This is a genomic window from Fervidobacterium riparium (genome assembly GCF_025370035.1).
Taxonomy (GTDB): Bacteria; Thermotogota; Thermotogae; order Thermotogales; family Fervidobacteriaceae; genus Fervidobacterium; species Fervidobacterium gondwanense.
The window spans coordinates 204884-231489 of the sequence record NZ_CP009277.1 but is presented as its reverse complement, the minus strand read 5'-3'; the positions used below and the strand labels follow the sequence as shown (position 1 = coordinate 231489).

Annotated in this window: 21 protein-coding genes; 15 read left to right on the top strand and 6 right to left on the bottom strand. The window is 39.9% G+C overall.

All coding sequences use genetic code 11. The features are described 5' to 3' along the window. The first annotated feature begins 33 nt into the window (after positions 1-33). The 3 genes from IB67_RS01030 to IB67_RS01020 all read left to right on the top strand — a co-directional run bounded on the left by IB67_RS01030 (position 34) and on the right by IB67_RS01020 (position 4194). Positions 34-726 (top strand): hypothetical protein, encoded by a 693-nt coding sequence (locus IB67_RS01030; RefSeq protein WP_072757778.1) that lies wholly within the window; start codon positions 34-36, stop codon positions 724-726. A 31-nt stretch (positions 727-757) separates the two neighbouring features. After that, positions 758-2326 (top strand): CotH kinase family protein, encoded by a 1569-nt coding sequence (locus tag IB67_RS01025; protein WP_498875344.1) that lies wholly within the window; start codon positions 758-760, stop codon positions 2324-2326. Positions 2327-2640: 314 nt separating this feature from the next. Then, on the top strand, positions 2641-4194 hold the full coding sequence (locus tag IB67_RS01020) for a sodium:neurotransmitter symporter family protein (protein ID WP_245789441.1): 1554 nt from the start codon (positions 2641-2643) through the stop codon (positions 4192-4194). Between the two features lie 208 nt (positions 4195-4402). Here IB67_RS01020 and priA read toward each other — a convergent pair whose 3' ends face one another. From priA to pelG, 5 genes are read right to left on the bottom strand one after another with little or no spacing between them, the layout of a single operon-like run. Further along, positions 4403-6730 (bottom strand): replication restart helicase PriA, encoded by a 2328-nt coding sequence (gene priA, locus IB67_RS01015; RefSeq protein WP_084634297.1) that lies wholly within the window; start codon positions 6728-6730, stop codon positions 4403-4405. A gap of 43 nt (positions 6731-6773) precedes the next feature. Then, positions 6774-7640 carry a methylenetetrahydrofolate reductase gene (locus tag IB67_RS01010; RefSeq protein WP_072757772.1) on the bottom strand — a complete coding sequence of 289 codons (867 nt, stop codon included), beginning with the start codon at positions 7638-7640 and terminating at the stop codon, positions 6774-6776. Between the two features lie 27 nt (positions 7641-7667). Next, the gene (locus tag IB67_RS01005; RefSeq protein ID WP_072757770.1) at positions 7668-8561 is read right to left on the bottom strand and encodes a hypothetical protein; all 894 of its coding nucleotides are present in this window, start codon (positions 8559-8561) and stop codon (positions 7668-7670) included. Beyond that, positions 8542-9846, bottom strand: coding sequence for a hypothetical protein (locus IB67_RS01000; protein ID WP_245789439.1), 1305 nt, complete (start codon positions 9844-9846; stop codon positions 8542-8544). The genes IB67_RS01005 and IB67_RS01000 overlap by 20 nt, the downstream gene beginning before the upstream one ends. After that, positions 9815-11242, bottom strand: a complete 1428-nt coding sequence (gene pelG, locus IB67_RS00995; protein WP_072757768.1) for an exopolysaccharide Pel transporter PelG — start codon at positions 11240-11242, stop codon at positions 9815-9817. Before pelG ends, IB67_RS01000 begins: the two co-directional genes overlap by 32 nt. Before the next feature lie 361 nt (positions 11243-11603). Between pelG and IB67_RS00990 the strand changes: the two genes are divergently transcribed. From IB67_RS00990 to IB67_RS00935, 12 genes are all read left to right on the top strand, one after another. Beyond that, entirely contained in the window at positions 11604-11903 is a 300-nt protein-coding gene (locus tag IB67_RS00990) for an RnfABCDGE type electron transport complex subunit B (RefSeq protein ID WP_339745863.1), read from the top strand. A gap of 20 nt (positions 11904-11923) precedes the next feature. Beyond that, positions 11924-12937, top strand: a complete 1014-nt coding sequence (gene dprA, locus IB67_RS00985) for a DNA-processing protein DprA (protein WP_072757766.1) — start codon at positions 11924-11926, stop codon at positions 12935-12937. 105 nt (positions 12938-13042) lie between these two features. Beyond that, positions 13043-13885, top strand: coding sequence for a pantoate--beta-alanine ligase (panC, locus tag IB67_RS00980; RefSeq protein ID WP_072757765.1), 843 nt, complete (start codon positions 13043-13045; stop codon positions 13883-13885). 28 nt (positions 13886-13913) lie between these two features. After that, positions 13914-16067: a TIM-barrel domain-containing protein gene (locus tag IB67_RS00975; RefSeq protein WP_072757764.1), complete on the top strand. Its 2154-nt coding sequence runs from the start codon at positions 13914-13916 to the stop codon at positions 16065-16067. Then, positions 16045-17520 carry an exodeoxyribonuclease VII large subunit gene (gene xseA / locus IB67_RS00970; protein WP_072757763.1) on the top strand — a complete coding sequence of 492 codons (1476 nt, stop codon included), beginning with the start codon at positions 16045-16047 and terminating at the stop codon, positions 17518-17520. Before IB67_RS00975 ends, xseA begins: the two co-directional genes overlap by 23 nt. 50 nt (positions 17521-17570) lie before the next feature. Beyond that, the gene (locus tag IB67_RS00965; protein WP_072757762.1) at positions 17571-17843 is read left to right on the top strand and encodes an exodeoxyribonuclease VII; all 273 of its coding nucleotides are present in this window, start codon (positions 17571-17573) and stop codon (positions 17841-17843) included. Between the two features lie 72 nt (positions 17844-17915). Next, entirely contained in the window at positions 17916-18659 is a 744-nt protein-coding gene (locus IB67_RS00960) for a hypothetical protein (protein WP_072757761.1), read from the top strand. A 268-nt stretch (positions 18660-18927) separates the two neighbouring features. Beyond that, entirely contained in the window at positions 18928-19929 is a 1002-nt protein-coding gene (locus tag IB67_RS00955; protein ID WP_072757760.1) for an ABC transporter ATP-binding protein, read from the top strand. Then, positions 19919-20926 carry an ABC transporter ATP-binding protein gene (locus IB67_RS00950; RefSeq protein ID WP_339745866.1) on the top strand — a complete coding sequence of 336 codons (1008 nt, stop codon included), beginning with the start codon at positions 19919-19921 and terminating at the stop codon, positions 20924-20926. The genes IB67_RS00955 and IB67_RS00950 overlap by 11 nt, the downstream gene beginning before the upstream one ends. Positions 20927-20928: 2 nt before the next feature. After that, positions 20929-22662: an ABC transporter substrate-binding protein gene (locus tag IB67_RS00945; protein ID WP_498875343.1), complete on the top strand. Its 1734-nt coding sequence runs from the start codon at positions 20929-20931 to the stop codon at positions 22660-22662. Between the two features lie 153 nt (positions 22663-22815). Beyond that, positions 22816-23781, top strand: coding sequence for an ABC transporter permease (locus tag IB67_RS00940; protein ID WP_498875342.1), 966 nt, complete (start codon positions 22816-22818; stop codon positions 23779-23781). 14 nt (positions 23782-23795) lie between these two features. Continuing rightward, a complete protein-coding gene (locus IB67_RS00935) occupies positions 23796-25511 on the top strand; it encodes an ABC transporter permease (protein WP_072757757.1) in 1716 nt (571 codons plus the stop codon). A gap of 112 nt (positions 25512-25623) precedes the next feature. Here IB67_RS00935 and IB67_RS00930 read toward each other — a convergent pair whose 3' ends face one another. Then, positions 25624-26598 carry a glycoside hydrolase family 130 protein gene (locus tag IB67_RS00930; RefSeq protein WP_072757756.1) on the bottom strand — a complete coding sequence of 325 codons (975 nt, stop codon included), beginning with the start codon at positions 26596-26598 and terminating at the stop codon, positions 25624-25626. Between the last annotated feature and the right edge of the window lie 8 nt (positions 26599-26606).

Genomic DNA, 26606 nt, shown 5'->3' with positions numbered 1-26606 from the left:
GAATGTTTAGCTTATATTTAAAGGGGGGGTTTTGTGAGCGAACTTGGAAAGATTGTGCTGATTGCGGTGTTGATATTTTTAGTTATCCTTATATCGCTCAACTCAAGAAGGGAAATTACATGGGACTATTCACAGAGTAAAGGTGAAGAATTGAAAGTTCAGGATTCTCTAAATGAACAAAAAATGTTAGAAGCCAGTCAAAAGAATGAAGAAAGCGTAGATGATAAAACCACAGTGGCTTTAGATGATGAAAATCCATCTTCCAAAATGTTACCAGAACAAGATTCAAAATTGGATAATCTTGGACAAGATAATCTGAAAACTCAGAAGGAGAGTACCGATAGTACGTTGATACCTATATTAGTATTTGACAAAACTGAAGATGGATCTGAAACAAAAGTAGATCTGGATGAGGATCCTGATGCTGAAGAGATCTACAATGAATTGAAGTTAGTTGAAAAGGCTGTGCGAAGGTACATAAGTGGTGGACATAAGATTTCTACACTGAAGATGGAAAACATACATTCTGCCGGGTATGTAGATGAATCCATTGCTGGAAGATATGAGGTAGGTTTCAGAGCTGAGGAAGAAGGATATGATATCGTCATAACACCGAGATATGAGGTTAATAATTTGGCGCTTGAAAAAATAGCTAAGTTCGAAAACATTAAAGTGGTTGGCGGTAGTTTTGAGTATGTTTTCTGGATACGAGCATACAGAAATTGATAGGTTCTTTTTTAAGAAAGAGGGTGTTTGAATGTTTTACAAAATTTCCAGGATGCTCATTTTATTTTTGTTTTTCCTGTTCTCAACGCTTGTGTTTCCAAAGTTAGTTGTTTCACATGACGCTGGGTTTTACGATTCAGAATTCTATGTGAGTATTAATTCCACCCTGAGTGGGAGTGTTTACTACACATTGGATGGAAGTGAGCCAGTTCTGGGAAATCCCAACACATATACCTACACGAAACCTATACATATTACTGAGAGAAAAGACAACAAACTGATGTACATTCCAACGTCTCCTATCTGGAAAGAGCCTTCCGGAGAACTCAAGAAAGGTACTGTTTTAAGGATTATTGAAGTTGTCGACGGTAAAGTTGTTGACTCTACATCACGGACGTATTTCGTGGGGATTAGGCATACATTGCCAGTGGTATCTATAATAGTCAATCCCGACGATATGTTTGATTATGAGAGAGGAAATTACGTTCCAGGAAAATTGTTTGACCCGAACAATCCATACTGGACGGGGAATTACCACCAGAGAGGTAGTGAATGGGAACGTACAGGCGTGTTGGAGTATTTCGAAAATAGTAAGTTGCTATACAGAACAGATATTGGTATTAGGATACACGGAGAGTTCACACGGAGCTTTCCAATAAAGTCGATAAGACTGTACGCTCGTAACAAGGAAAAGGAATTTACATATCCGTTTTTCGGGCGTGTAGGGTACAAAAAGTTGTTGTTGAGAAACTCAGGAAATGATTATGAGTATACATATATGAGAGATCCTGTCGTTCAGGAAGTAGTGAAGGGATTAGGGTTTGACACCCAAGATAGTTATCCTGTTGTACATTATATAAATGGTGAGTACTGGGGAATACTATATCTCTCAGAATATTATGACCAGAGGTTTCTGCAGGTTAAACACAAGGTGAATGAGAAGAACACCGTTATAATCAACTATGATCTTTCTATTCAGGATGGCAAAGAAGGGGATCAACAAAGTTTCTTGGACTTATTGGAATTTGTAAGGAACAATGATATGCGCAAAGATGAAAATTATCGTGTAGTTTCCAGTATGCTCGATATAGATAATTTTATAGACTTTAAGATTACCGAAATTATATCGGCAAACACGGATTGGCCGGGCAACAACGAGCGGATGTGGCGAGTACTCGAAAAAGAGAATAGTCCGTTCGGCGATGGAAAGTGGAGGTACATGATGTACGATATGGACTTGGCTTTCTGGGAACCGTCGCACAACACCTTGAAAGTAGCTCTGTATGGAGATCCGAACGTGCCGTGGACGATGCGAGAAGAGGCAACACTGCTGCTACGAAAACTACTTGAGAATGAATCTTTCAAGAATAAGTTCGTTCAGAGATTCGAATATATTTTAAACGAAGTTTTCAAACCAGAACGAGTCGAAAACATAATCTCAAGATACGAAAACATGTTGGAGCCTGAAATAGAGCTTCATGCTAAAAGGTATGGCACACCAGAACCGAGTTTTTGGAAAGAAGAAGTTGGGTGGCTTAAGAACTTTATGTACGAAAGGCGGAAGTTTATTATAGCTTACTTTGATGAGATGTTCAAATGATAGTTTCCACAGAATTTAATAATAAATTAAAAATAATCAAATCCCTTTGCTCTAAGTGGCAAAGGGATTTTTTTCAATTTTTACAGGTTTCAATATGATTCAATTAACTAAGAGATTTTTCTCTCTTTGTTAACAACACGCGAGAAAATTAGTAATGATTAACTTTATTGGTGATTGAAAACTTTAGAAAGCTAAGGCACAATTAGTGTGATATTTTTTATAAGTATTTTATTGATAACTCCTCGGCTTTATGTTATTATTATGTTCTTAGTATCCGCTTATTTTCCTGACTTTTTATTTAGGAGGTGTGGGCCTTGAAGAGAGAGCACTGGGGTAGCAAGCTTGGTTTGATCTTAGCGATGGCGGGAAACGCTATAGGACTTGGGAATTTCTGGCGCTTCCCATATCAAGCAGCGAAGAACGGTGGCGGTGCGTTCATGATTCCTTATTTCACCGCACTAATTTTCATGGGTATTCCACTACTCATTATAGAGTGGGCACAGGGAAGATATGGTGGTCGGTACGGGTTCGGTACGATTGGTCCTATGGTCTATTTGCAAGCAGAGCACGGTTCGTCGAAGAAGTTTGCGAGATTCCTTGGGGCTTTTGCTGGTGCACTCGCGCTATCCATAGTTGTTTTACTAAATTCGTACTACAACCACGTAATCGGCTGGACACTTGGTTATGCATGGCTGACCGCTACGGGAAATTACATGGATCCATCTGTTGATACAGCGGGTTATTTCGTGAGCTATATTCAAAATCCGTATACTGTTTTTATTTTTTGGTTGATAACGTTGGGGCTTCTCTTCTACATAACAAGAGGTGGTATCCAGAAAGGTTTGGAAAGACTTGCAAAAATAGCAATGCCGATGATATACATCTTTGCGATAATCCTTCTGATAAGGACGTTGACGTTGGGCTCTCCAGTTAAACCTGAATGGACGCCAATCAAAGGTCTGGACTTTTTATGGCAGCCAAGGTGGAACGAATTGAGCTGGTCAGCAACCTTGGCCGCAGCAGGTCAGATCTTCTTCACACTGTCGTTGGGTATGGGAATAATCCAGAACTATGCTTCATATCTGAACGAGAAGGATGACATAACAACCTCAGCAGTTGCAACCGCTTCCTTGAACGAATTTGCCGAGGTTATTCTTGCCGGTACCATAGTCATCCCTATAGCGTTCACATTCTTGGGTACAGACGGACTTAAGAGCGGGGTTGGACTATCTTTCATAGCCTTGCCAAACGTATTCAGAACCATGACAGGCGGTTCAATTTTTGGAACATTTTGGTTCTTGCTGCTCTTCTTTGCAGGTATAACAAGTTCTATCGCCATGTTCAACTATCTTGTTGCATTTTTGGAAGAGCAGTTCAACGTTAACAGGAAGACAGGATCTTTGTTGATATTCATACTTTATGTTCTCGGTGGATTGCCAGTTGCTCTTGAGCCAATACTAACAAAAACTGCTGAACTTTTCTACCTGACAGAACTCGATAACTGGGTTGGCTCTTACCTGTTGGTTGTCCTTGGTTTGATTGAAATCCTTGCAGCAGTTTGGCTCTTTGGAAACAAGGGATTAGAAGAAATTAACAAAGGTAGCTACTGGAAAGTGCCAAAGTGGTTCTACAACGTTGTAATGCGCTTTATCACACCAGTGTTTATAATAGTACTGCTTGTGTTCTCTACGGTTACTTATGCTCAGGACGGTTATTTAAAACTCATTCCTGACTTTGCGAAGAATTATCCGAACCTTGTGCCTTGGATTTTCGCAGCAAGGGTAGTGCTGATACTTGTTTTTGTTATAAGTTTCATTGTCGTGTTTAAGAGCTTGAAAGGTATTGATGAGAAGAAGACAAACAACTAATCACTCGGATCAAAATCGCTGTGGTTAAAGGAGGATGAACAATGAGCCAAGAGGCTTTAGTATTCATGCTTTGGAGTTGGGGATTAATCGTGTTGTTATCAGCGCTTTCAATTTCGACAATCTTAAGGCATTCAAGGAAACACTGAATTTTTAAAAATACAAACTCGGAGCTTTTAAAGGCTCCGAGTTTGTGTTGCGCACAAAAGTTCTAAATTTCTGGGGGATTCACGCGTACGATCCAGTCGCCTGGATATTTTGTCTTTTCTTGAGAAATTATCCGCAATATCTTTTCAGGTTTGTGCGTTTTCACAAAGAATTGATATCTGAACTTGTTTTGCGCCTTAAATATCGGGTGTTCTGATGGTCCGAGTATCTCTATAAATTCATCAGTCTTGTATATTTCTTCGACTACAGCATCTATTGTCTCACCTGCTATCTCAGCAGATTGGTTTGCGTACATCACATGGACCACATCTGCAAATGGTGGATAATTCAACTCTTTGCGTAGTAGTAATTCTCTTTCGTAATACCCTACAACGTCTTGAGCACTCGCATACACAATGACTGGATTTTCAGGATTGTAAGTTTGAATTAAAGCCTTGCCTTTCTCTTTTCTGCCGGCCCTGCCTATAACTTGTACAAGCGTTTGAAATGTTCGGAGCGGAGCATTAACGTCTGGATAATTTATCAACGCGTCAATATCAGCAATTCCAATAAGCCCTATTCTGTATATGTCGAGCCCTTTTGTTATCATCTTTGTGCCAGCTACTATATCAAATCTACCTTCCCTTAGAGCTTCGAGTATTTCTTTCATTTTTGCTGGAGTATCAATTATCTCAGCATCTATTCTTCCGACACTTTTTCCTGGGAACAAGGTTCTTAGCTCTCGTTCAACTTTCTCTGTTCCAGTTCCCTTATCTACGAACATTGAAGAACTGCATACCGGGCATGTATTTGTTAATTCTTTTTCAACGCCACAAATATGGCACTTTAGCTTTTCTTTGTCGGCATGGTATGTCAGCGCTACGTCACAGTTGTCGCATTTTACAAAATAGCCGCACACAGCACATTGAACCCTCGAAAATCCCTTTCTCCTTGTGAAGATGAGCGATATTCTACCGTTATTAATTGTCTCCAATATCTCATCGTGCAGTTTAGCTGAAATCGAAGTTGTTGCCATCTTTTCTTTTCTCAAGTCGACTATTTCTACGTCAGGTAGCTCAACGTTGAATCGTTTGCTCAACATGTGAAAATTGTACATCCCTTCTTTTGCAAACTTATACGTTTCAAGATGTGGTGTCGCAGAACCATATATAACTGTAACAGGCATATGCTGGAGTATTTTGTGGATGTCATAATATGGTTCTGAGTTGTTGTAGTAGCCATCATCGTGCTCTTCATCAACGATTACCAATTTTAGATTTTTTAAGGGAACGAAAAGAGCACTTCTCGGACCGACAAGCACATCTATTTCGCCTTTAACGGCCTTAGCCCATATTTCGACTTTTTTTGAATCGGTTTGGTAACTATGGTAAACCGCTAACCTTATTTCGGGGAATTTTTCCTTTATCCTTGCGATAGTCTGTTCGGTAAGTGATATTTCAGGTACTAAGTAAAGCACACTTCCAAGGTTCAAAGCGGTTCTCATAACTTCCAAATAGACTTCTGTCTTCCCACTGCCTGTAGGACCGAACACAAGGTGCTTTTCATGCTTCGAATTCCCTACAACTTTTCTTGAAATTTCCAATTGTTCAGTAGTCAACTTCTTCTGAATTTCAAACTCTTCTGTGGTTTCTGCTTCTTCTAAACCTTCAGATATTTTCACGATGCCTTTGTTCTTCAGTTGAATGATAACATTCCTATCGATTCCAGAATCTTCCAAGTCTTTTAAGATCTCATCGATGGATGCGTTCCTGCGTATTAAAAGATAATTCACAACCGTACTTTGCTTTCCCGTTAGTTTAAATTTCACAATTTCAGATGGGGAAAGAGAGAGGGAGATGTACTCATCTTTGTCCTTTCGGGGACGAGGTGCCTTCGATTCAAAATCACGGTAGACCTTTACGAGCCCATTTGCTATGTACTCTTTATACTTGCTGATCTTCTTGAAGTCCTCGAATTTCATCTTTTCGAATTTGAACAATGGACTCGTACTTTCAACGTACAATGTAAAATACTTATCAAAACTCTGCGGAAAGGAGATGTCGAAGAGCCTTCCTATCGGATATTGATAATTTTTGGAAGCATTCAGGTAGCCACGTATGCGAGCTTGGTCTATGAAAGAAACAAAATCAGTTCGCTCTAAAATTTTGTCTAACTGACCAGACGATAAGATTTCTTGGCCTTCTAAGAATGTACTGATTAATTCATCTTCAAGCAACCGCCTAAGGGTTTCGCTCTTAGCAACTACGTATCCAGCCGTTTTCTTTTTTCTAAAATTCACTATTACCCGCTCGCCCAAGTCTATATTCTCCTGACTTGTGTATAGAAAAAGTTTATTTTCCGACAGTTCAGAAATTGCAACGGTATATATCATTCTAAATACACCCTTTTCACATTGTGTGATTTCTATTTATTATTCATTCACACTGTGCTGAAACTGCTTCGGCAATTTGCTTAATGACATCTAAGTCTTTTGTTGTAGATGTGAGGTAAAAACCAGTTACGTACTTAGAGAGTGATTCAACTATAGAGATAGTCCTTTTGACAGAATACCATTTCAAATGCTCATCGTCCCTCTGGTGGAAGTATTCTTTAGGAACAAATACTCCTGGGACCTTTGAAAAATACTGGAGTTGCTGAACTGATTCAAATACCATTAGAGCAACGTATATTTTCGTGCGCTTATGAATTTCAGTCTCTTGTAAAAAATTTACCATTGTCTCTTGTGAAAAAACCGGCTGCGAAACAAAAAATCTGCACCCATTTTCAATCTTTTTAACCATTCGTTCGAGAGTCTGGCTAACATCTTTTTCGAATGGGCTAAAAACTCCGCCAGGATTGAAAGAGAATTTGCCGTATATCTTTACGCCCGCTATATCTTCACCCTTTTCGTTGAGCAAATTTACCAGTTTGAAGACATCATAGATGCTAAAATCTTCGATGCTTGAAGAGAATGGATAAGTTCCCACCCTCGGGTCATCTCCAGAGAGGATTAACAAATTCTTTATTCCGAGCATGTGTGTTGCAATGAGGTCACCTTCGATCCTTATGGCGTTTCGAGTTGTTCTGGAAAAGTGCATAAGTACTTCTATGCTATTTTCAACAAGCATGTGAGCCGGGGCGACCGGCGACACACGCGCACTTCCCATCGGAAGATCTGTTACAGCGATTATTTCCACACCTGATTCTACTGCTTCTCGGCAGAATTCTATATACTTTTCCGCATTACTACTTCTTGGTGGTAATGTTTCTAAAATAAAGTGTCTATCAAGAAAATTCTTCATATTATCACCTCAACTTTCATCTCATCTTTACCAAGCTGATTCAGATTTGCAAATCAAACTCTTTGTTTCTGGACTCAGGTGTGATTTTACTATGTCGTACTCTCGCTTACTAAGTTTCGACAACAGAAAGTTTCTTAAAAGTACAGGCTCTCGAGTCTTTTCATAACCTATCAAATAGTAATTCTCATCGCCTGTTAAGTAACAGAGCATCTCAAAGTACACCGGGATCTTACTTTCAAGATTGTTTAGCTTTTTTGACAGGAGTTCTTTAAGTTCTTCTCTCAAGATGCCTTTTGGAATTTCAGTTCTGAGATAGTAGTAGATGTTCAAGCATGATTCAAAATTATTGATGTCTTTGGTCTTCGATATCCTGCTCTCAAAGTAGTTTTCTATATCTTCAAGCACTTGACCTGCTATCAGCGTAACATCCATATGAGAGTCTCTTAATAACATGCGTAGGTATTTCATGTTTTCCTCTATATCTATACCTTTAACGACGTATTTGTATATGTTCCTTGCGATTTCCTTTTTTTCGTCGGGATTTCCAATAACTAATAAAGTTTTGACAGGCATTGCTGTGAGAATTTTCTCTTCAATATTCAGTCTAATCTCCAGAGGGATTGGGATATTGAAGAAATCTTCTATCTCTTCGTTTTTTAGTGGGATGAAGAAGAGCCAAGAAAAGGGATAAGCGAGGACGAAAACGAAGGTCTCGGAAATGTTTTTCCTTTGCAAGTAAAAAAGTACTGCTGATATTCCTATAACTATGAAGTTCTCAAGTCTTAGACCATCGGTAAGGATGGAAAATATATTCAATCCTATTAGTACTAAGTTTGTCGTTGTTAGCACCGAAGATGTATTTTGATTTTTAGTTCTTGAGAATCGTACAAACCAATTTTCATTAACAAATTTCGACTTCATGTTTGCTCGCTATCCTTTCCATTACGCGTTTTCTTCCTTGTTCATCGCATACAGGCAAGAGTGCCTTCAAGACGATATATTCTCCTCGTGCTGTTGCGTAGAGTATATCTGACTTTCTGAAGACTTTAGCTATGATTTCGTGTAATTCCTTTCTGTAAATTATGCAGAGTTCTTCGTATGGTATCCCGAACTTTTCTTTTCTCTTTTGAAATACGCTTTTCTTTTTCAAATAGTACGTTTCTTCCCATGTTCCATCTTCTTTCTTGTAATTTTGCTCTGCAATCTTCTCCTGCTCCATTACCACCCTTGCGTTAGCATAGAGCCACCCAGCCACCGATGATACATATTTTACAAATGTCTCAGAAAATTTTTCGACTGAGATTTCCTCCACAATAAAAACTCCAAAAGCGTTCTCTTTCTCACCAACCGAGACTGCGAACCATGGTTCGAATGATGATATTTCTTCTCTAAGCACTATTTTAGGCAACGTAGAGTAACCATTGTTAATTGCATCTTCAACTACTTTCGAATGTTTTAATTCGAACGCATTCGGGAGTTGTTTCTTACCAACGCCTGCTACGTACCTTAAGAAATTATCTTCGATTCTGTAAAAATGCAATGATTCGAGTTCAAAAAAGTCAGCTATGATTTCTACTGCGCGTGTGAATATTTCATCTACGTCCAATATTTCTAATTCCCTTAACCTTTCAAGCAGGACAATTAAACCTTCGCCTTCAAAGTAGATTCTCATCTGAAGTTGCGATAACGCGAACCTCATGTTTTCTAAAGCCTCTATTAGCTTGTTCTTTTCAATTTCGAGTTTACGATTCTCGTCTTTCAAGTCACTTATTCGATTGTTGAGAATCTCGCCTATGACACCAATTATCAAGCCTAAGATTATAGTTGATACCGATATTACGCTTTCCCCTAAGTAATTGATAATACCACCAGGAGAATCAGGATAATCCAGGATTAGAAAAGTTTGAAAAAGAGATATTGCAATTACAAACGTTATCAAACCATACCTTGCGGACCATACGAGAACGAATGAAAACAATAAAGCAAGTGATATTTCAAAGCTCAGTATGCCAAGTCTATGAAAAAACCAGATAATGAAGAACCCAACGATGAATTCCAACACGTACAAATAGTTCTTTTTAAATATGTCTTTTAATTTTGGGGCAAAATTATGTGGAATTCTGAATTTGAATCCACTAAATCTGTTTCTATCGACAGAAATTTTCTTGGCAGACTTATCTGTACGAGTCACTTTGGATATTTTCATGGATTATCACCTTTCTCGGAGTCATCTTAGGAGCGTTTCGCAAGAATTCAAACCGCAAGAGTTCGGAGTATACCTTTCTGAATTTTAGCATACTGTAAGGGATGGCTACTAAGAAACCTATTGCAAATCCTATACCAGGAAAGCGTGAGATTGTGAATAACGAAATGATGAAGTTAATGGAGAATGCCATTATTGAAGCATGCATTGGAATTTTAGGAAGATCAAAATAATGAGAAAGAAGAGATGTGTACAGAAAAAGCCCGTTTGCAGCAGCACCTACGATACCAAATCGAAGCGCCATTAAGCCATAATTTGAGAGCGAGAGAACGTCGGCAAGGTATTTGGAAAGTATTATTCCTGAAAGTGCAAAAGCAAACTGGACAGAGAAAATAAGTCTTGTAGTTGAATAGACCGAAGTGTCAAGCGAATCTTTACTTATCCTTATATAATTCAGCGTTCTGTTTTCCTCTATCGCGCGGTAGAAACCCCTGTATTTCGTGTAGAAAACGGTTTCTAAGTTAAGAACAAATAAAGTTAAAGTTGGAATGATGAAGAGATATGAAATAAACATGGGAATATCGTACTGCGGTGCGAAAATGAAGCCTCTGGAAACTGAGTATTTAAAATAAGCCCATGCGATAAAGTCATCGACCCATGCCGCCATATATGAAAAAAAACCAGAGATAGCTTGGGGTTTATAGGCCTTTACCGCATCAAAGAACAGCAGATATTTGTCTTTAAAGCTTTGAGTACTTTGCTCTTCACCAATGTACAGGTATCTTCTTATGAAAAGCTGCAGAAAAGACATGATGAACATAAAGCCCAGATTGTAGCCCAAATAGGCAAGGTACTCTCCACCAATCTTGAAAAAATAAAACGTCGATAGCAGACTTATCAAACTTCCAAAAAGAAAGCTCAGTACCACAGGAAGAAATATCATTATTGCCGTGATAAATATTACCTGAACCCAAATGATTGTAAGAACCATTAAGGAGTATGAGAAGAGTAATATCTGTCTCCAATCAGTTATTTTGTTTAAAATGAAAAAGGAAGTCAAGAATATTCCAGAAGAGAGAATTGCGTAGAATATAGAAGACGTGTATAGACTGTATATTTTTCGAAACTCCTTTTTGTATATTAAATCAGCCAAGTATCTTGTAATAGATGTGGACACACTACCGAAGAGTATTGTGGAGAATATGAAAGTGTATATAACCCCTGAAATGAAAAATGGAATCTGCGACTGTGGCAAAAGAAGCTGGATAATGACAAGTGTAGTCGAGGACATTATCCAAGGTCCCGCACTTACGTTCGCAGAGTAAAAGAAACTGAAAATGTCAGAGAAAAATGAATTCCTTTTGAGGAATTTGTTCAGTTCGAACCCAATCCCGGCCATTAAATCCCCCACATCTATATTTTCACATGTGTATTATAACACATTCCATTGCGATTAATACAAAAAAACAAATCCCCCGGATACATTCCGGGGGTCTCTTGAAAAAGTTTCTTCAACTCTTCCAAGGGGGGATAGGGGGGTCGCTGCTCTTCATTTATACCTTGGCAAAAGTAAAGTTTCAAGGCTTGGATTGTTAACACTCTGCAACGATGAATTCAAAATGGTTTTTCTTAGACGATGTGAAAATAACAGCATTCTTTTTACGCAATTCATTGCCTTGATTTTCTTTTTGTTGTGGTATAATAATTGTGACTCTCATTCAACTTCAATTTATTCTTCTCATATTTCGGAGGTGGACGGTGTGGTGGTCATTTACTCAGCAGTCCTACTTGGAGGACTCGGTTTTGCGTTTGGACTTTTTCTCTCATATGTGAGCGAGAAGTTCAAAGTTGAAGAGGATCCAACTGTTCAATTGATTCTTGAGGCTTTGCCTGGTATAAATTGTGGTGCCTGCGGATATCCTGGATGTGAAGGATACGCGAAAGCAATTGCCAAAGGTGACAAATACGACAAGTGTTTGCCTGGCAAGAAGAATGGAGTTGAAGAAAGGATAAAAGAGATTCTTGCAAATAAGAATGCGAACTCTGTTCATTCTCATTGATAGCAGATGAAGGAGCGAGGATGAAACAATACGATTCTGTCACTATTGCAGTGCTTTCGAGAGTTTTCAAGAAGGGCGTAGAAGAGATTGATGAGTATATTCAATACGGTAGTCAAGCTCTTCAAAGTATTCTTGAAAATTCAGAAGACTATCGCATGGTTAGAGCGAGGGTTGTGGAATACCTCTCGAAGAATCGAGATACATCTTTAATAACTTACTGGGATGAACAATATCCGGAGGATTTGAAGCATATCACTCATCCTCCGGTTTGTTTATTCGTTAGAGGAAATTCAGAATTCTTAGCTTCAAGCATGTTTGCGATCGTTGGTACGAGGAAGATAACGAGCTACGGAAAGGTTGTAACGGAAATGTTTGCCACAGAATTGGCAAAGCATTTTGTGATCGTAAGCGGCATGGCTTACGGAGTTGACACAGTTGCGCATTACTCAGCATTGAAAGTAAAGAGGTCGACAATAGCGGTGCTTGGTAGTGGCATAGACTACGTTTATCCTAAATCCAACAAATCACTTTACGAAGAAATAATAAAGAATGGTTGCGTTGTTAGTGAATACTTACCTTGGGAGGAACCGAAAAAGTACACGTTTGTTGAGAGAAATCGTATAATATCTGGTCTTTCAAAAGGTGTCCTCGTAACCGAGGCGAGTATTGATAGCGGTGCGCTCATTACTGCCAAATTTGGACTCGAACAAGGAAAAGATATATTTGCAGTACCAGGCGATATCCTTAGACAGACGTCGACTGGTCCTAATTACCTGATTAAGAGTGGAGCGTTTTTGGTTACCGAACCGCAAGACATATTGGATTATTACGGTTTCAAGAACCATCGCAAATTGATCGAGTTATCTGAGGAAGAAAAGGAGCTTCTGGAATCAATAGTAGAAGAATCGACGATAGACAGCATCGTAAGTCGCACAGGAAGGGCGTTTTCCCACGTGATGTTGCTTCTGACAACTCTTGAGCTTAAAGGAGTTGTGTCCAGAACAGAGCGAGGAAATTACATACGTTTGAAATAAATCGTGAGTAAATATCCCATACTTTCGCGGTCTCGAAGTAACGGGGATTATTTGAAGATTACTTGATGGCAGTTCTTTTTTTGTCTGAAGGGAGGGTAGAAAAGTATGCGCCTTGTTCACACGGTATCAGAAATGAAGAGAATAACAAAAGAGCTCAGAGAGAAAAATAAGACGATAGGTTTCGTACCAACGATGGGTTACCTTCATAAGGGACATCTCAGTTTAGTTGAGCAGGCACGCAAAGAAAATGATGTTGTTGTAGTCAGTATCTTTGTTAATCCAACACAGTTCGGTCCAAATGAAGATTACAGCAGATATCCTCGGGATTTGGAAAGAGATTTGAGGTTACTTGAACCTCTCGGAGTCGATTATGTCTTCAACCCTCCTGTTGAGGAGATGTATCCACAATTCTACTCAGTTTACGTCGATGAAATCGAGCTTTCAAAGTATCTGTGCGGTGCAAGCAGGCCGGGTCATTTTAGAGGCGTCTGCACGGTTGTTGCGAAGTTATTCAACATAGTGAAGCCGACAAGAGCATACTTCGGTCAAAAGGATGCACAGCAGTTTAGGGTACTTAAGAGAATGGTTGAGAACTTGAATATGGACGTTGAGATGATAGAAATGCCAATAGTTAGGGAAGAAGATGGATTGGCAATGTCGTCGAGGAATGTCTACCTGAACGAAGAGGAAAGAAAAGAAGCAACGAGGTTATATAAGTCTCTTCTGAAAGCTAAAGAAATGATTGAATCTGGGGAAAGAAACGTGAATAAAATAAAAGAGGAAATGCTTAAAATATTGGACCATCCACTTCTTAGAATTGACTATGTCGAAATTGCCGATGAAAAGACGCTTACACCTGTTGAATCAATCGACGGAAAGGTGTTGATAGCGCTCGCAGTATTTGTTGGAAAAGCGAGATTGATAGATAATATGATATTTGATGTATGATAATTCAGAAAAATGGAGGGAGTTTAAATTGATAAAGAAATTAGTCTACGGAATTCCGAAGGTGAATAGCGAAGCAGTGATTAAGCAGAGAGTAAGGAAGTCAGTGTCTTCTGACTATTCTGATCTATTTCAAGATGTGGCCATTGAAAAGGCCCAAGACAATGGAAAGCCTCTTCTTGTTCTTAAACGCAAGCACATAATGGATGGATATTTCTTTGGATTCGGCGATAAGGTTGGACCGATGGACAGAAAGGGTAGAAAATACATATTCTGGAATACGGACAACTTTACACACCACCCCACTTCCGACCCTCTTTATAAGAGTTTTCCATTTTTTATCTTTGTCTCAAAGGACTTGAAGAAGATGTACGGTTGTTTCACTGATTATCCAGGCTACATGGAGATAGATTTAAATTCAAAAAACGACGGGATATTGACGTTCAAAGTCCTCGGAGAAGGTTTCAATCAATATATAATAGAGGGGAAATCAATTCATGAAATCGTCAAAGAGTATCTGGAACTAACAGGCGACAATATAGCGTTCCCAATCTGGGCGTTTGGATATCAGCAATCACGATGGAGCTATTTCAACGAAAACGAAGTGTTCGATATAGCGAAAAATTTTAGAGAGAAGAAAATACCGTGTGATGTTATATATCTTGACATAGATTATATGGAAAAATACAAAGTGTTCACTTGGAGCAAGGAGAATTTTCCAAATTACAAGAACATGTTGGAAAAGCTTCATAAAGATGGCTTCAAGGTAGTTTCTATACTTGACCCGGGTGTGAAGGTTGAGAAAGATTACTTCGCCTTCGAAGAAGGTAAAGATAAGTACTTTTTGAAGGGAAAAGATAGAAAAGATTTGGAAGGGGCTGTTTGGCCCGGTAGAGTTAGATTCCCGGATTTCAGGAATGCGGAAGTGCGAAGATGGTGGGCTAAGAATGCAAAGAAATATTTAGACGATGGAATAGACGGCTTTTGGAACGATATGAACGAAATTGCTATATTTGCTACCGAGGGTGATTTAGAAGAGGCAAGGGAACGGTTGAGGAATGCTAAACTTGAAGATGGAATAAATCTTGCCGGAACGCTTGGAAGCATAGGTGAAATAGGCAGAAGGGGACATGGGGACGATATAGTACACCTCGATGGAATTGAGCACTGGAAGGTTAAAAACACCTACGGTTTCAACATGCAACGCGCAACTTCGGAGATGTTGCAACAGGAAAATAGAAGACCATTCTTGATTACGAGGTCGGCATATTCTGGAATCCAGAGATACGGTGGTGTCTGGACTGGCGATAATCATAGCTGGTGGGAACACATACTCCAAGAGACAGTGAGACTGAATTCACTTAGTTTATGCGGAGTGTTTTACAGCGGATGCGATGTTGGAGGATTCGGTGGAGATGTCAATGCCGAGTTGCTTATAAGATTCATGCAATTGGGCTTGTTCACACCGATGTTCAGAAACCATTCGGCTATTGGAACAGCAAGACAAGAGCCGTGGCAATTTGGGCCAGAAGTTGAAGAATTGCTCAAAAATGTTATAAGGTGGAGATACAAACTCTTGCCATACATATACACTCAGTACATGCTCGGCATTCTGAACAGAAAGCCACTCATTAGGCCTATGTTCCTTGATTATGCCAGAGAGGAAGCGTTTAATTTAGAGGACCAGTTTATCTTCGGCGACAGCATTATAGTTGCACCAATTTATAGACCAAACACACAGAAGAGATTAGTATGGCTTCCAAAAAAGGCGATTAATATTTTCAATGGAAATGTTCACAAAGCTGGTTGGAACATTGTTGAAACACCGATTGAACACATACCCGCCTTCCAAATTGTAAATACTGCTGTTCCAACGATGGAACCAACAGAATACGTTGATATGCCGAAAGTTAAAAAGATCAGTTGGAGAGTGTTCAGAACAAACCAGAAATCGAAGGTTTATGGATATTTCTACGAAGACGATGGAAAAACGCTCGATTATTTGAAAGGTGATTACAACCTCAAGAAAGTTACTATTGAGGATGATACAGTAACAATAGAGACTTTGAACGACGGATATAAGACTATGGAGCGAGAGTGGGAGTTCGAAGTCGTTGATGCACGAGGTAACATAAAAATTCTGAAGGCAGTGGTGGGAAGCAGTGGAGAATTTAAGGCAAAGTGATTTGCTTGATTTTCCAACTTTAAGGGAATTTGTCGAATATATCCATGCAAGGCTGAAGGAAACGGATATACTGAATCAAAGATACAAATTCAGTGCGGATGTTGTGAAAGTAAAGCCGTACAACGGTTCGCTTTACATCACTGTTTCGCAAGAAAGTCCTGGAAATAAAAAGACAGAACTTACTGTTTACGTCTGGCAAGGTGTGGCAAGTAGCATTCTCAAGTACCTCTCAGCTTTTGGTGTCAAAAGCATCTATGATTTAGAACATAAGAAATGGGAGTTTCAGGGCAAGTTATCTTTTTACCCTGATAGGTTCCAGTTCAGCTTCTGGGCTGATTCAATAGCACCACAAGGTGAATCAGACATTCTCAAAAGAAGACAGAAGATAAAAGAAGACCTTCTTAAACAAGGTTTGTTGATGCAGGAGGTTCACAATCTGTCGGAACTTGAGCCTATAAAACTCATAGCCGTGGTTACGTCCAGAACTGCACAGGGATATTTCGATTTCCTCTCAAATCTTTTGGTTCCGGATGCCTACAAGCCCGTAATACACCTCTACGAGTCTTCGATGCAGGGTGTGTCGACAGCACAAGAAGTCACTGCGGCTCTGAACAGAATTGTAGAGTTTTGTAGTGTGTCAAATAAGAAGTATGATGTGGTCGTAATCATCCGCGGTGGTGGAGGACCAAGCGATCTGATGTACTTTGACGATTATGAACTCGCAGTGAAAGTAGCGCGGATGAACGATTTCATACCGGTACTCACAGGCATTGGTCACGAAAAAGACGAAACGGTTATAGACTACGTTGCTTGGAGAAGATTTCCGACACCGACCGCTGTTGCCAAGGAGATATCGCTACAGATAAAGAACTACCTCGACGAGGTTGATAATGGTTATAGAGAACTTCAACAAAATATTTTGAATGTCATAAGGATTACTGAGAATGAATTGCAATCCAATACTTACAATACGCTCCGGGATACGCTGAGGAGTAATATCCTTAGGAACGCAAAGAATATTAGTGACAGTGCTAAGAATTTCACTCGACTTATTAACCTTGAAGCATTTGAAAAGAAATTTTCTTTCGATTTTACAAGAAGCGTTTCGAGGAATTTGAATTTGAAAATGTCAGAAATGAACCAAAACATCGAAAATTCAGTGAGTTTTTTTGATAGCAACCTTTCGTTAAAACTAAAAGATGTAACTGCGAAAATGGAGTTATATGGCACACTTTCAGCGAACTTAGACAGGATTTACCTGTCCTTATTGGACAAGGTACAATCTGTAAAAAACGAGCTCGATAATGTTGCAGGTTCTATGGTTGTTTTGTCTATGGGTGGTGTGCTTATCACGAAAGATGGTAAACTCGTAAAGTCTAAGAAAGAGACTACAGCGGGAGAGACAGTTAGAATCAATTTCATCGATGGTAGGGTGGATGCGAAAATTATATGAAATTACTTATGTTGAGTATATAAATAGGAAGTTAAAAGGGAGGTTTGATCATGAAATCTGAAGAGATCACTGTCGACAAAGTTTTGGAATTGAAAGAAGCAGATATTGAGAAACTCACTTTTAAAGAGCTTATGGATATAATAGAGACCATCAAAGGCTATTTCATTTCAACAGAACTTGATATAGAAAAACAAGTAGTCCTTTATTCAAAAGCGATAACTCTTCTCACAAAGGCTCGTGAGAAATTAATAACCATTAAGAAAGAAAAAGAAGAAATAGACAGAAAATACGAAGAGTTTTTAAAAAATGTTGAGGAGCAGTGAACCATTAGTGAACCATTACTATGTAATATGTAACTAAACTTTGCTTCAGTTAGATGAGGAGGGTGTCTCTCGATGTTCAGTAAATCTGATAAGAGCTTTTTTCTAAAATTTCCAGTAAAATATCTTATATTAATGATATTAGGCATAATATTTCTTTTCATGGACTTTTCAAACATTCAACTATTTTCAAGATACTCCATGATTGTTGAGTTTGCCAAGATGGGAATTAGCATTGTTTTTATTATTACCGGGCTTTTTGAGATGATGGTTTATTTGTTCTCGTTTGCTCCAATATCGAAGTATGACGAAAACATTGAAAAACTTAAAGCGCAGATAGTGGAAGATACTAAAAAACGTGGTGAAACCATCCTTGGCGAATTCATATCTTTTAGACCTTGGATGGATGACGAATACTACGTGAAAGCGAAAAACGGGATTCCGAAATATTTCTACCCTATTTACTACGTAATCTTATCGATAAAGGATAATATGCTCAATATCAGCGAGTACAGACTCAATGTTTACAAAATGACACACCATTCTGTTGGATATCAGGTGATTCCCTCAAAATCAATCATTTCTCAGGGATTTACTCAAGATAGAGTACTGTTCTCTTCAGTATTTGGTGAAAGTGCCTCCACAACGTACTTTTTAGAGATAAGAACATTGGGAGGAACTTTGAGAATACCTATCTTAGAAGAGGAGATTTCAGAAAGCTTTGGCGATATGTCAAGCGTAAGGAACGATTTTTTCAACAAGATTGGGATATATCTGAAAGCCTTCTTCCAGAAAACTCCACAGGACAGCATTAGTTAACTAAAAAGATAGCATACTTAACTTTGTTAAAAAATACACGTGAAAAGTGTTAAGAACAAAAATATTCTCTACATTTTCACTTATAGAGTCAAATTTTAGAAAGTTGCAAGTTAAAACGAGATTATGATATAATACCTAATAGTCTAAAATCTTGCCTCATTTTCTGTCTAAGAGCACAGCATTCCGCCAAGGGGGAAATATAAGTCATTCATGCTGCAATTATATAAATAACTCATTGAACGTCAAACTTGAAGGAGGCCTGGTAGATTTGGGTTCCATACTCAGTGTTAAGAACTTAAGCACATGGTTCTATCTTGAAGAAGGGGTACTCAAGGCTGTAAACGATGTATCTTTCGAACTTTCAGAAAACGAAGTTCTTGGGATAGTTGGTGAAACTGGATCTGGAAAAAGCATCACTGTAAGAAGTATAATGAGGCTTATTCATCATCCTGGGAAGATAGTGAACGGCCAGGTTATTTACAGAGGACGTGGAAAAGAAGAAGATATCGTAAAAATGGATGAAGATGAGTTGACGAAGATCCGTGGTAAGGAAATTTCGATGATTTTCCAAGATCCACTTACGTCTCTAAACCCACTCTACACGATTGGTGACCAGCTTATCGAAACGATAATGCAACACCAGGACGTTGACAGAGCGACTGCTTGGAAATTAGCCGTTGAAATGCTCGACAAAGTTCAAATCCCAGAACCGGAAAAGCGAATGAACTCCTATCCTTTTGAGTTCAGTGGTGGAATGAAGCAGAGGGTTGTCATAGCTATAGCTCTCTCGTGTAATCCGAAGATACTCATTGCCGACGAACCGACGACCGCGTTGGATGTCACCATCCAAGCACAGGTTCTTGAGCTGATGAAAGACCTACAAAAAGAATTGAAAACAGGAACTTTATTTATCACACATGACCTCGGTGTTATCTCAGCTATGGCTGATAGAGTTATGGTCATGTACGGTGGAAGGCAGATGGAACTTGCACCGGCCGAGGAACTTTTCCACAAGCCAATGCACCCATACACGAATATGTTGTTAAAATCAATTCCGAGGGTTGACATAAAGCAGGAAAAGCTCGAATCGATACCAGGACAACCGCCGAGGATGATTGATGTTCCTGATGTTTGTCCGTTTGCTCCAAGATGTCCGAGAAGACTTGACAAATGTGCAAAAGAGCTTCCAGAATTCAAAGAACTCGAGCCAGGGCACTACGTAAGATGTTTCAACCCAGTAGAATTCGGAGGGGATGTAAATGCCAAATAAGAACACACAAGACGTTGTCATAAGAGTGCAAAATTTGAAAAAATATTTCCCCATATACAAAGGTTTCCTTGTAAAGAAACACATTGCAGATGTTAAAGCTGTTGATGACGTATCGTTTGAAGTTAAAAAAGGAGAAACATTTGCGCTTGTTGGCGAATCAGGATGTGGTAAGACGACAACAGCAAGGACGATGCTTAGGTTAATTGACCCAACATCCGGAAAAATTGAGATAATGGGTACAGATATATCAACACTTTCACGAGAAGAACTTCTACCTTTCAGAAGGAAGATGCAGATCGTTTTCCAAAACCCAATTGGTTCTTTAAACCCAAGAATGACGGTAGGACAAATTCTTACTGAGCCGATGTTGTTTCACAAAATGGTGAATAACCAGGAAGAAGCCAATCAAAAAGCTATAGAGCTTCTTAGAATGGTTGGATTAAAGCCATTCCACATGGACAGGTATCCTCACCAGTTCAGTGGTGGGCAAAAACAGAGGATAGCTATTGCAAGGGCACTAAGCGTTGATCCAGAAATCATATATCTTGACGAACCAACATCAGCACTTGACGTTTCTGTTCAAGCACAAATAGTCAACTTGCTTCTCAAATTCCAAGAAGAACTCGGTTTAACATACGTTTTCATTTCACACAACCTTGCGTTGGTAAGGTTCATCAGCAACGATGTTGCCGTTATGTATCTTGGTAAGATTGTGGAAATGGGTGACGTTAACGAGGTTTTCGACAATCCTGTTCACCCGTATACGAAAGCATTGCTTTCTGCTTCTCCAATTCCTGACCCGGCGATAGAAAAGAAGAGAAAGAGAATAATACTCACAGGTAACGTTCCAAGCCCGATAGCAAGACCGAGCGGTTGTTTCTTCCATCCAAGGTGTCCGTTCAAAATGGACATATGCGAGAAAGAGTATCCTGCGATGAAATCAGTTTCTTCAAACCACCAGGTTTCGTGTTACCTGGTAGATAAAAGGGAGGTGTAGGTATGAGGAAGGTTCTCGTAACACTTTTGGTTGCGCTTCTTTTCGTTTTTGCATTTTCTAACTTTATAGGTTACGATGCGGTTGGTAAAAAGGGCGGTACTCTCATCATCCCAGCACTCAGCGGTCCGAGAACATGTAACGATACGGTTTCAAAAGAGACGAGCTCTTCAGATGTCATTGCCATGTTCATGAGCTGGGGTGGAACACTTGTTGAAAGGTCAGCTGTTGACGGAAACTTTTATCCAGCAATAGCTGAAAAATGGGATGGTCCAAGGCTAACAAAAGATGGTGGTATGGAAATCATTTGGTACATCAGAAAAGGTGTAAAATGGAGTGATGGGCAACCACTTACAGCGGATGATGTCGTCTTCACGCTTAACGACATTTACACAAACCCAGACATTCCAAGTTCATTCAAAGACATTTTAAAGAGTACAAATGGATACTTGCCAAAAGCGACGAAGATTAACGACTACACAGTCAGAATGTACTATCCAGAACCATTCAGGCTTGCTCTCAGATACCTCGGCGGAATGTACATATTCCCGAAACACAAAGCAGAAAGCTGGGTAAAGAACAAGAAATTTGCAGAATTCTGGACAGTTGATGCGATAAACAAGAAAGAACTCGTTGGGTTGGGACCATTCATCCCTGTAGAATATGTTCCAGACCAATACGTAAGGTTTGTTGCAAACCCGAACTACTGGAAAAAGACAAAAGACGGAACACAACTTCCATTCCTTAAAGAAGTAGTTTACAAGATAATCTCCTCGCAAGATGCTCAAAAACTTGCATTCGAAAAGGGAGAAGTTGACATCTACCCGCCAAGAGGTACTGAATTCAACTACTTCAAAGAAAATGAAAAGAAATTCAATATCACAGTTCTTGCTTATGGTCCAGCATATGGTACACAATTCATAACGTTCAACTGGAACAACAAAGACGAAGCAAAGAGAGAATGGTTCAGAAATGTCCACTTCAGAAAAGCCGTAGCATATGCAATGAATAAGAAAAAGATGATCGATACGCTCTTCAACGGTCTTGCAGTCGAACAATGGTCACCAGTATCCATGGCATCTCCATACTACAACGAAAAAGTTACAGTAAAGTACCCATACGACCTCAACAAGGCAAAGGCAGAACTCAAACTTGGTGGCTTCAGCTGGGACAAAAACGGAAGACTCATTGACAGCAAAGGCAGACCAGTTAAGTTCATGATCGAAACGAACGCTGGTAATACGGTCCGAGAAGGTATGGGTAACATTATAACAGCTGCTCTCAAACAGCTCGGTATGGATATTACATTCGTTCCTGGAGACTTCAACACGCTTGTTAACAGAATGCTCAACGTCGGTGATTGGGATGCAATAATCATTGGTTTAACAGGTTCTGATGAACCGCAAGGTGGAAGAAACGTATGGGCAGTAGACGGTTCGCTCCACTTCTGGAACCTCTCACCAAAGGTAGCAAACTGGGTTGATGAAAAGGCATACTGGCTGCCAGACTTCGAAAAGGAAATTGACAAGATATTTGCTGAAAACGTAAGAATTCTCGATGAAAATGTTGTTAAGGACTACTGGGCAAAATACCAGAAACTTGCTTCTGAAAATATCCCACTCATTTACACAGTTAACTCACTAAGGCTCTTCGCATGGAGAAACAGCGTCAAGAACGTTAAGATCACACTCCTTGGCGGAACGACATGGAACCTTGACTGGCTCTACAAAGAAGAATGATCTGAAAACATAATAACTATCGGGCGGGCATTCGCCCGCCCATTATTAGATTTTTTGATTTTTTTAAGGATTTTATCATTTTTGACTGTAAGTAACAGATTGCGGTTTCTTGGTATCGAAGAATATTCGGAGCTAAAGGAGAGGTGAACTGGGTTGATAAAATACATTGCGCGTAGGCTTATCATCCTCTTGCCAGAGTTGTGGATAATTACGATAATAGTCTTTACACTCATTCAACTGTCGCCTGGAACATTTTTGGATCAATACAAACTCGACCCATCGATTTCACAAGAGACGTTAAAAGCTATGGAAAAGGAGCTTGGGCTTGATAAACCAGCCGTTGTTCAGTACTTCTACTGGCTTGGGAAACTTGCCAAACTCGATTTTGGCTATTCCTTCTACTACAGAAGGTCAGTAGCTGCACTTATCAGCGAGAGATTGCTCGGTACTTTCGTTTTATCTTTGTATTCATTCGTACTTTCTTGGATTATAGGTGTGGCACTTGGTATCATCTCTGCCTTAAAGAAGTATACAGTTACTGATAAAGTACTTACTGTTGTAGCGTTCAGTGGTCTTGCGTTACCGGGTTTCTTCCTTGCACTTGTGCTTTTGTACATGGCAGCTAAGACTGGCTGGTTCCCTATAGGTGGAATGTACAGCCCAGAAACGGTCAGACTCGATGTATGGAATGCATTTAAAGATATCTTCAGGCGTTTACAGCTTCCAGCATTCACGTTAACATTTGGTGGATTTGCAGGATTAATGAGGTATCAAAGAGGTTCATTACTCGATGTTTTGAACGAAGACTACGTTGAATTCGCAAGAGCGAAAGGAATGCCCGAAAGGGTTGTCATATACAAGCACGCATTAAGGAATGCGATAAACCCACTTATAACGATGTTCGGTTACAGCTTGTCTGGTTTGCTCAGCGGTGCTGTTATTACCGAAACTATATTCTCTTGGCCAGGTCTTGGCAGGTTAACATATCAGGCTCTTCTCCAAAAGGACTACTATGTTGTTATGGCAAGTACGGTTATCGGGACTATACTGCTTGTCCTTGGTAACTTAGTCGGTGACATTCTCTTGGCAGCGGTTGACCCGCGAATCAGGTACGAGTAAGGAGGCTCAGAGATATGGCTGAAGATAAGAAAAAGCTCAATCAAAATGAAAGTGTAGAACACCAGGCACCTGCTTCTGGCGCTCCTGAGAGTGTTGATTTCGAAGAGGTATTTTTGACACGCGGGCAACTGATGTGGCGTGCATTTAAGAAAAATAAGCTTGCCATGTTCGGTATGTGGGTATTGATTGTAATGTACATCGCAATGATTTTTGCTGATTTCTTGGCCCCATATAATCCATTTACTCAAAATCTCAACCATTCATTGAAAAAACCAACGACTGTGATGATGAAATACAAAGTAGAAGATTTAAAAACGACTTTAGCACCATATGTGCTCCCAGAAGTTAGTTACATAGACAAGCTTGACTACAGCCAGAATTTCAGATCTATGCTCTTCCCAAGCAGAATTAAGGTAAAGCTGAACGACGGGAGAGAGATTGCGATCATCGACAAGCATGTAGTTGAACAAAAAGAAGATGGTACGATTGTGCCAAAGTATCTGCCAAAAGGTAGAAAACTGGACGATAAATTTGTCCTTGCTGAAGGAATAAAACTTGTTGTGAGAACTATCAGCTACGCGCAAATAGATGGTCAGTGGGTGCAGTACAACGACTCCACAGAGGATGTCGAAGCTCTTGTTTTTGGTGTTGATAACGCGATTCTTGAAAAGGGCCGCAATGAACGAGTTACAACTTCAAGAACTGCAAGGTCATTTGTGGCGCAGAACGAAGGATGGAAGGTTGGTTTCTTTGCCATGAGCGAGCAAGAAGCTATGGAGAGACTTACAGCCGTCAAGCTGGAGCAAGAACTTGTTGGTATCAAATATTACGATACTGACTTCAATGAATATGAGATTTCTTTAGACGAAGCTCAGATTGTGTCTTACGATTACAAGTTCTATCCAGTAAAATGGTTCATAAGATCATGGGGACCTGATAAGACTGATCCAGAACGAGTCGGGTATCTTTTCTGGGTAATACCATTGCACTATCACCTCTTCGGAGTGGACAATTACGATAACAATCAGTACGTGTCTTTAAACATCTTCGGTGCTGATAGGTTCGGTAGGGATGTTTGGAGCCGAATTATCTTTGCATCGAGAATATCGCTGACAATAGGTTTCATAGGTCTTTTCGTGACACTTATACTCTCTCTCTTCTTCGGGGCGCTCGCTGGATACTATGGCGGGGTTGTAGACGAAGTCATAATGAGGTTCTGTGAAATTCTTATGGCTATTCCAGGATTCTACCTATTGCTCTTACTTAGGGCGGTGTTGCCAGTTGACTTGCCGAGTTCACAAACTTACATGCTTTTGATCTTTATACTCGCGTTCCTCGGTTGGCCCGGAAGAGCAAGGATTATACGCGGTCAGATTTTGGCTGAAAGACAAAGGGAATACGTTGAAGCTGCAATCGCGCTCGGCTTCCCAGACACAAGGATAATGTGGCGTCATATAATTCCAAACCTTGCGACGTACATTATCGTTAGTTCAACGCTGTCGATTCCTGGATACATCCTTGGTGAAGCTGGTCTTTCGTACCTTGGCTTGGGTATAAGAGAACCATCCGCTTCGTGGGGTAACATGTTGACAGCAGCTCAGGATGTTTACATACTCGAAAAAGCCCCATGGCTATTGATTCCTGGCGCATTCATCTTCATAGTCGTTCTTGCGTTTAACTTCATCGGTGATGGTTTGAGAGATGCGTTCGACCCGAGGGCTCTTGGATAAGTATATGTAATCGCAATAACAATTGAGAAAAATAAAGTGGCGGTTGTAACCGCCACTTTTTGTTCAAGTTCAATGAATGAAGATCTATATGGAAAGGAAGGGTAGAGTGGTTTCAGTTTTCATATTTTAACCAGTCAACTATTTCTTGGACGTATCCAAACGCCAAAGCAACGACTGTATCTGCTCCGCCATAATAAATTGCAAGCTTGCCTGTGCTTCCGTCAACCAACGCTGCGACTGGAAATACGACATTCGGCACATCTCCAACGCATTCATAGTTCATCTGAGGTGACAACAAGTATTCTTTCGAGCGTTTTATAACCTTCCATGGTTTATCTAAGTCCAGCAAGGCCGCACCAAAGCTGTATACATAACCATTGCATGACAAAAGAACACCGTGATAGAAAAGTAGCCATCCTTCTTCAGTTTCAATCGGTACAGGTCCCGCACCTATTTTTAAAGACTGCCATGGTGTGTAGCCGGCACCCATAACGTATCTGTGCACACCCCAATGGACCATGTCCGGACTCTCACTGTAAAAGATATCACCAAAAGGTGTATGTCCATTATCAGAAGGTCTGCTGAGCATAGCATATTTACCATTGATCTTTCTTGGAAACAGAACACCGTTTCTGTTGAACGGTAAAAATGCGTTCTCGATTTGGTAAAATTTCTCAAAGTCGTAAGTATAGCCCACACCTATCGTAGGACCATGGTATCCATTGCACCAAGTGATCCAGTATCTATCTTCTATGAATACGACCCGAGGATCGTATTTGTACTCGCTCTCGACAGGATCTTTCGTTTCTTGGATAAAATTAATGGGTTCATCATCTATCTTCCAATTTATTCCGTCTTCGCTGAATCCCCTTCTTATGTTCATCCGCCTTTGCCTATCGTCTACGCGGAAGACACCTGCAAATTTTTCATTAAACGGCACAACTGCACTGTTGAATATACTGTTAGAACCTTTTGCCTCGTCACGTTTGATTATAGGGTTTTTAGAATATCTCCAAAGCAGTTCACTTGAGCCTGAGGGTCTGTCTTCCCATGGAATGTTTGGTAGAGACTGTGCAATAATCTTCACTCTTTTTC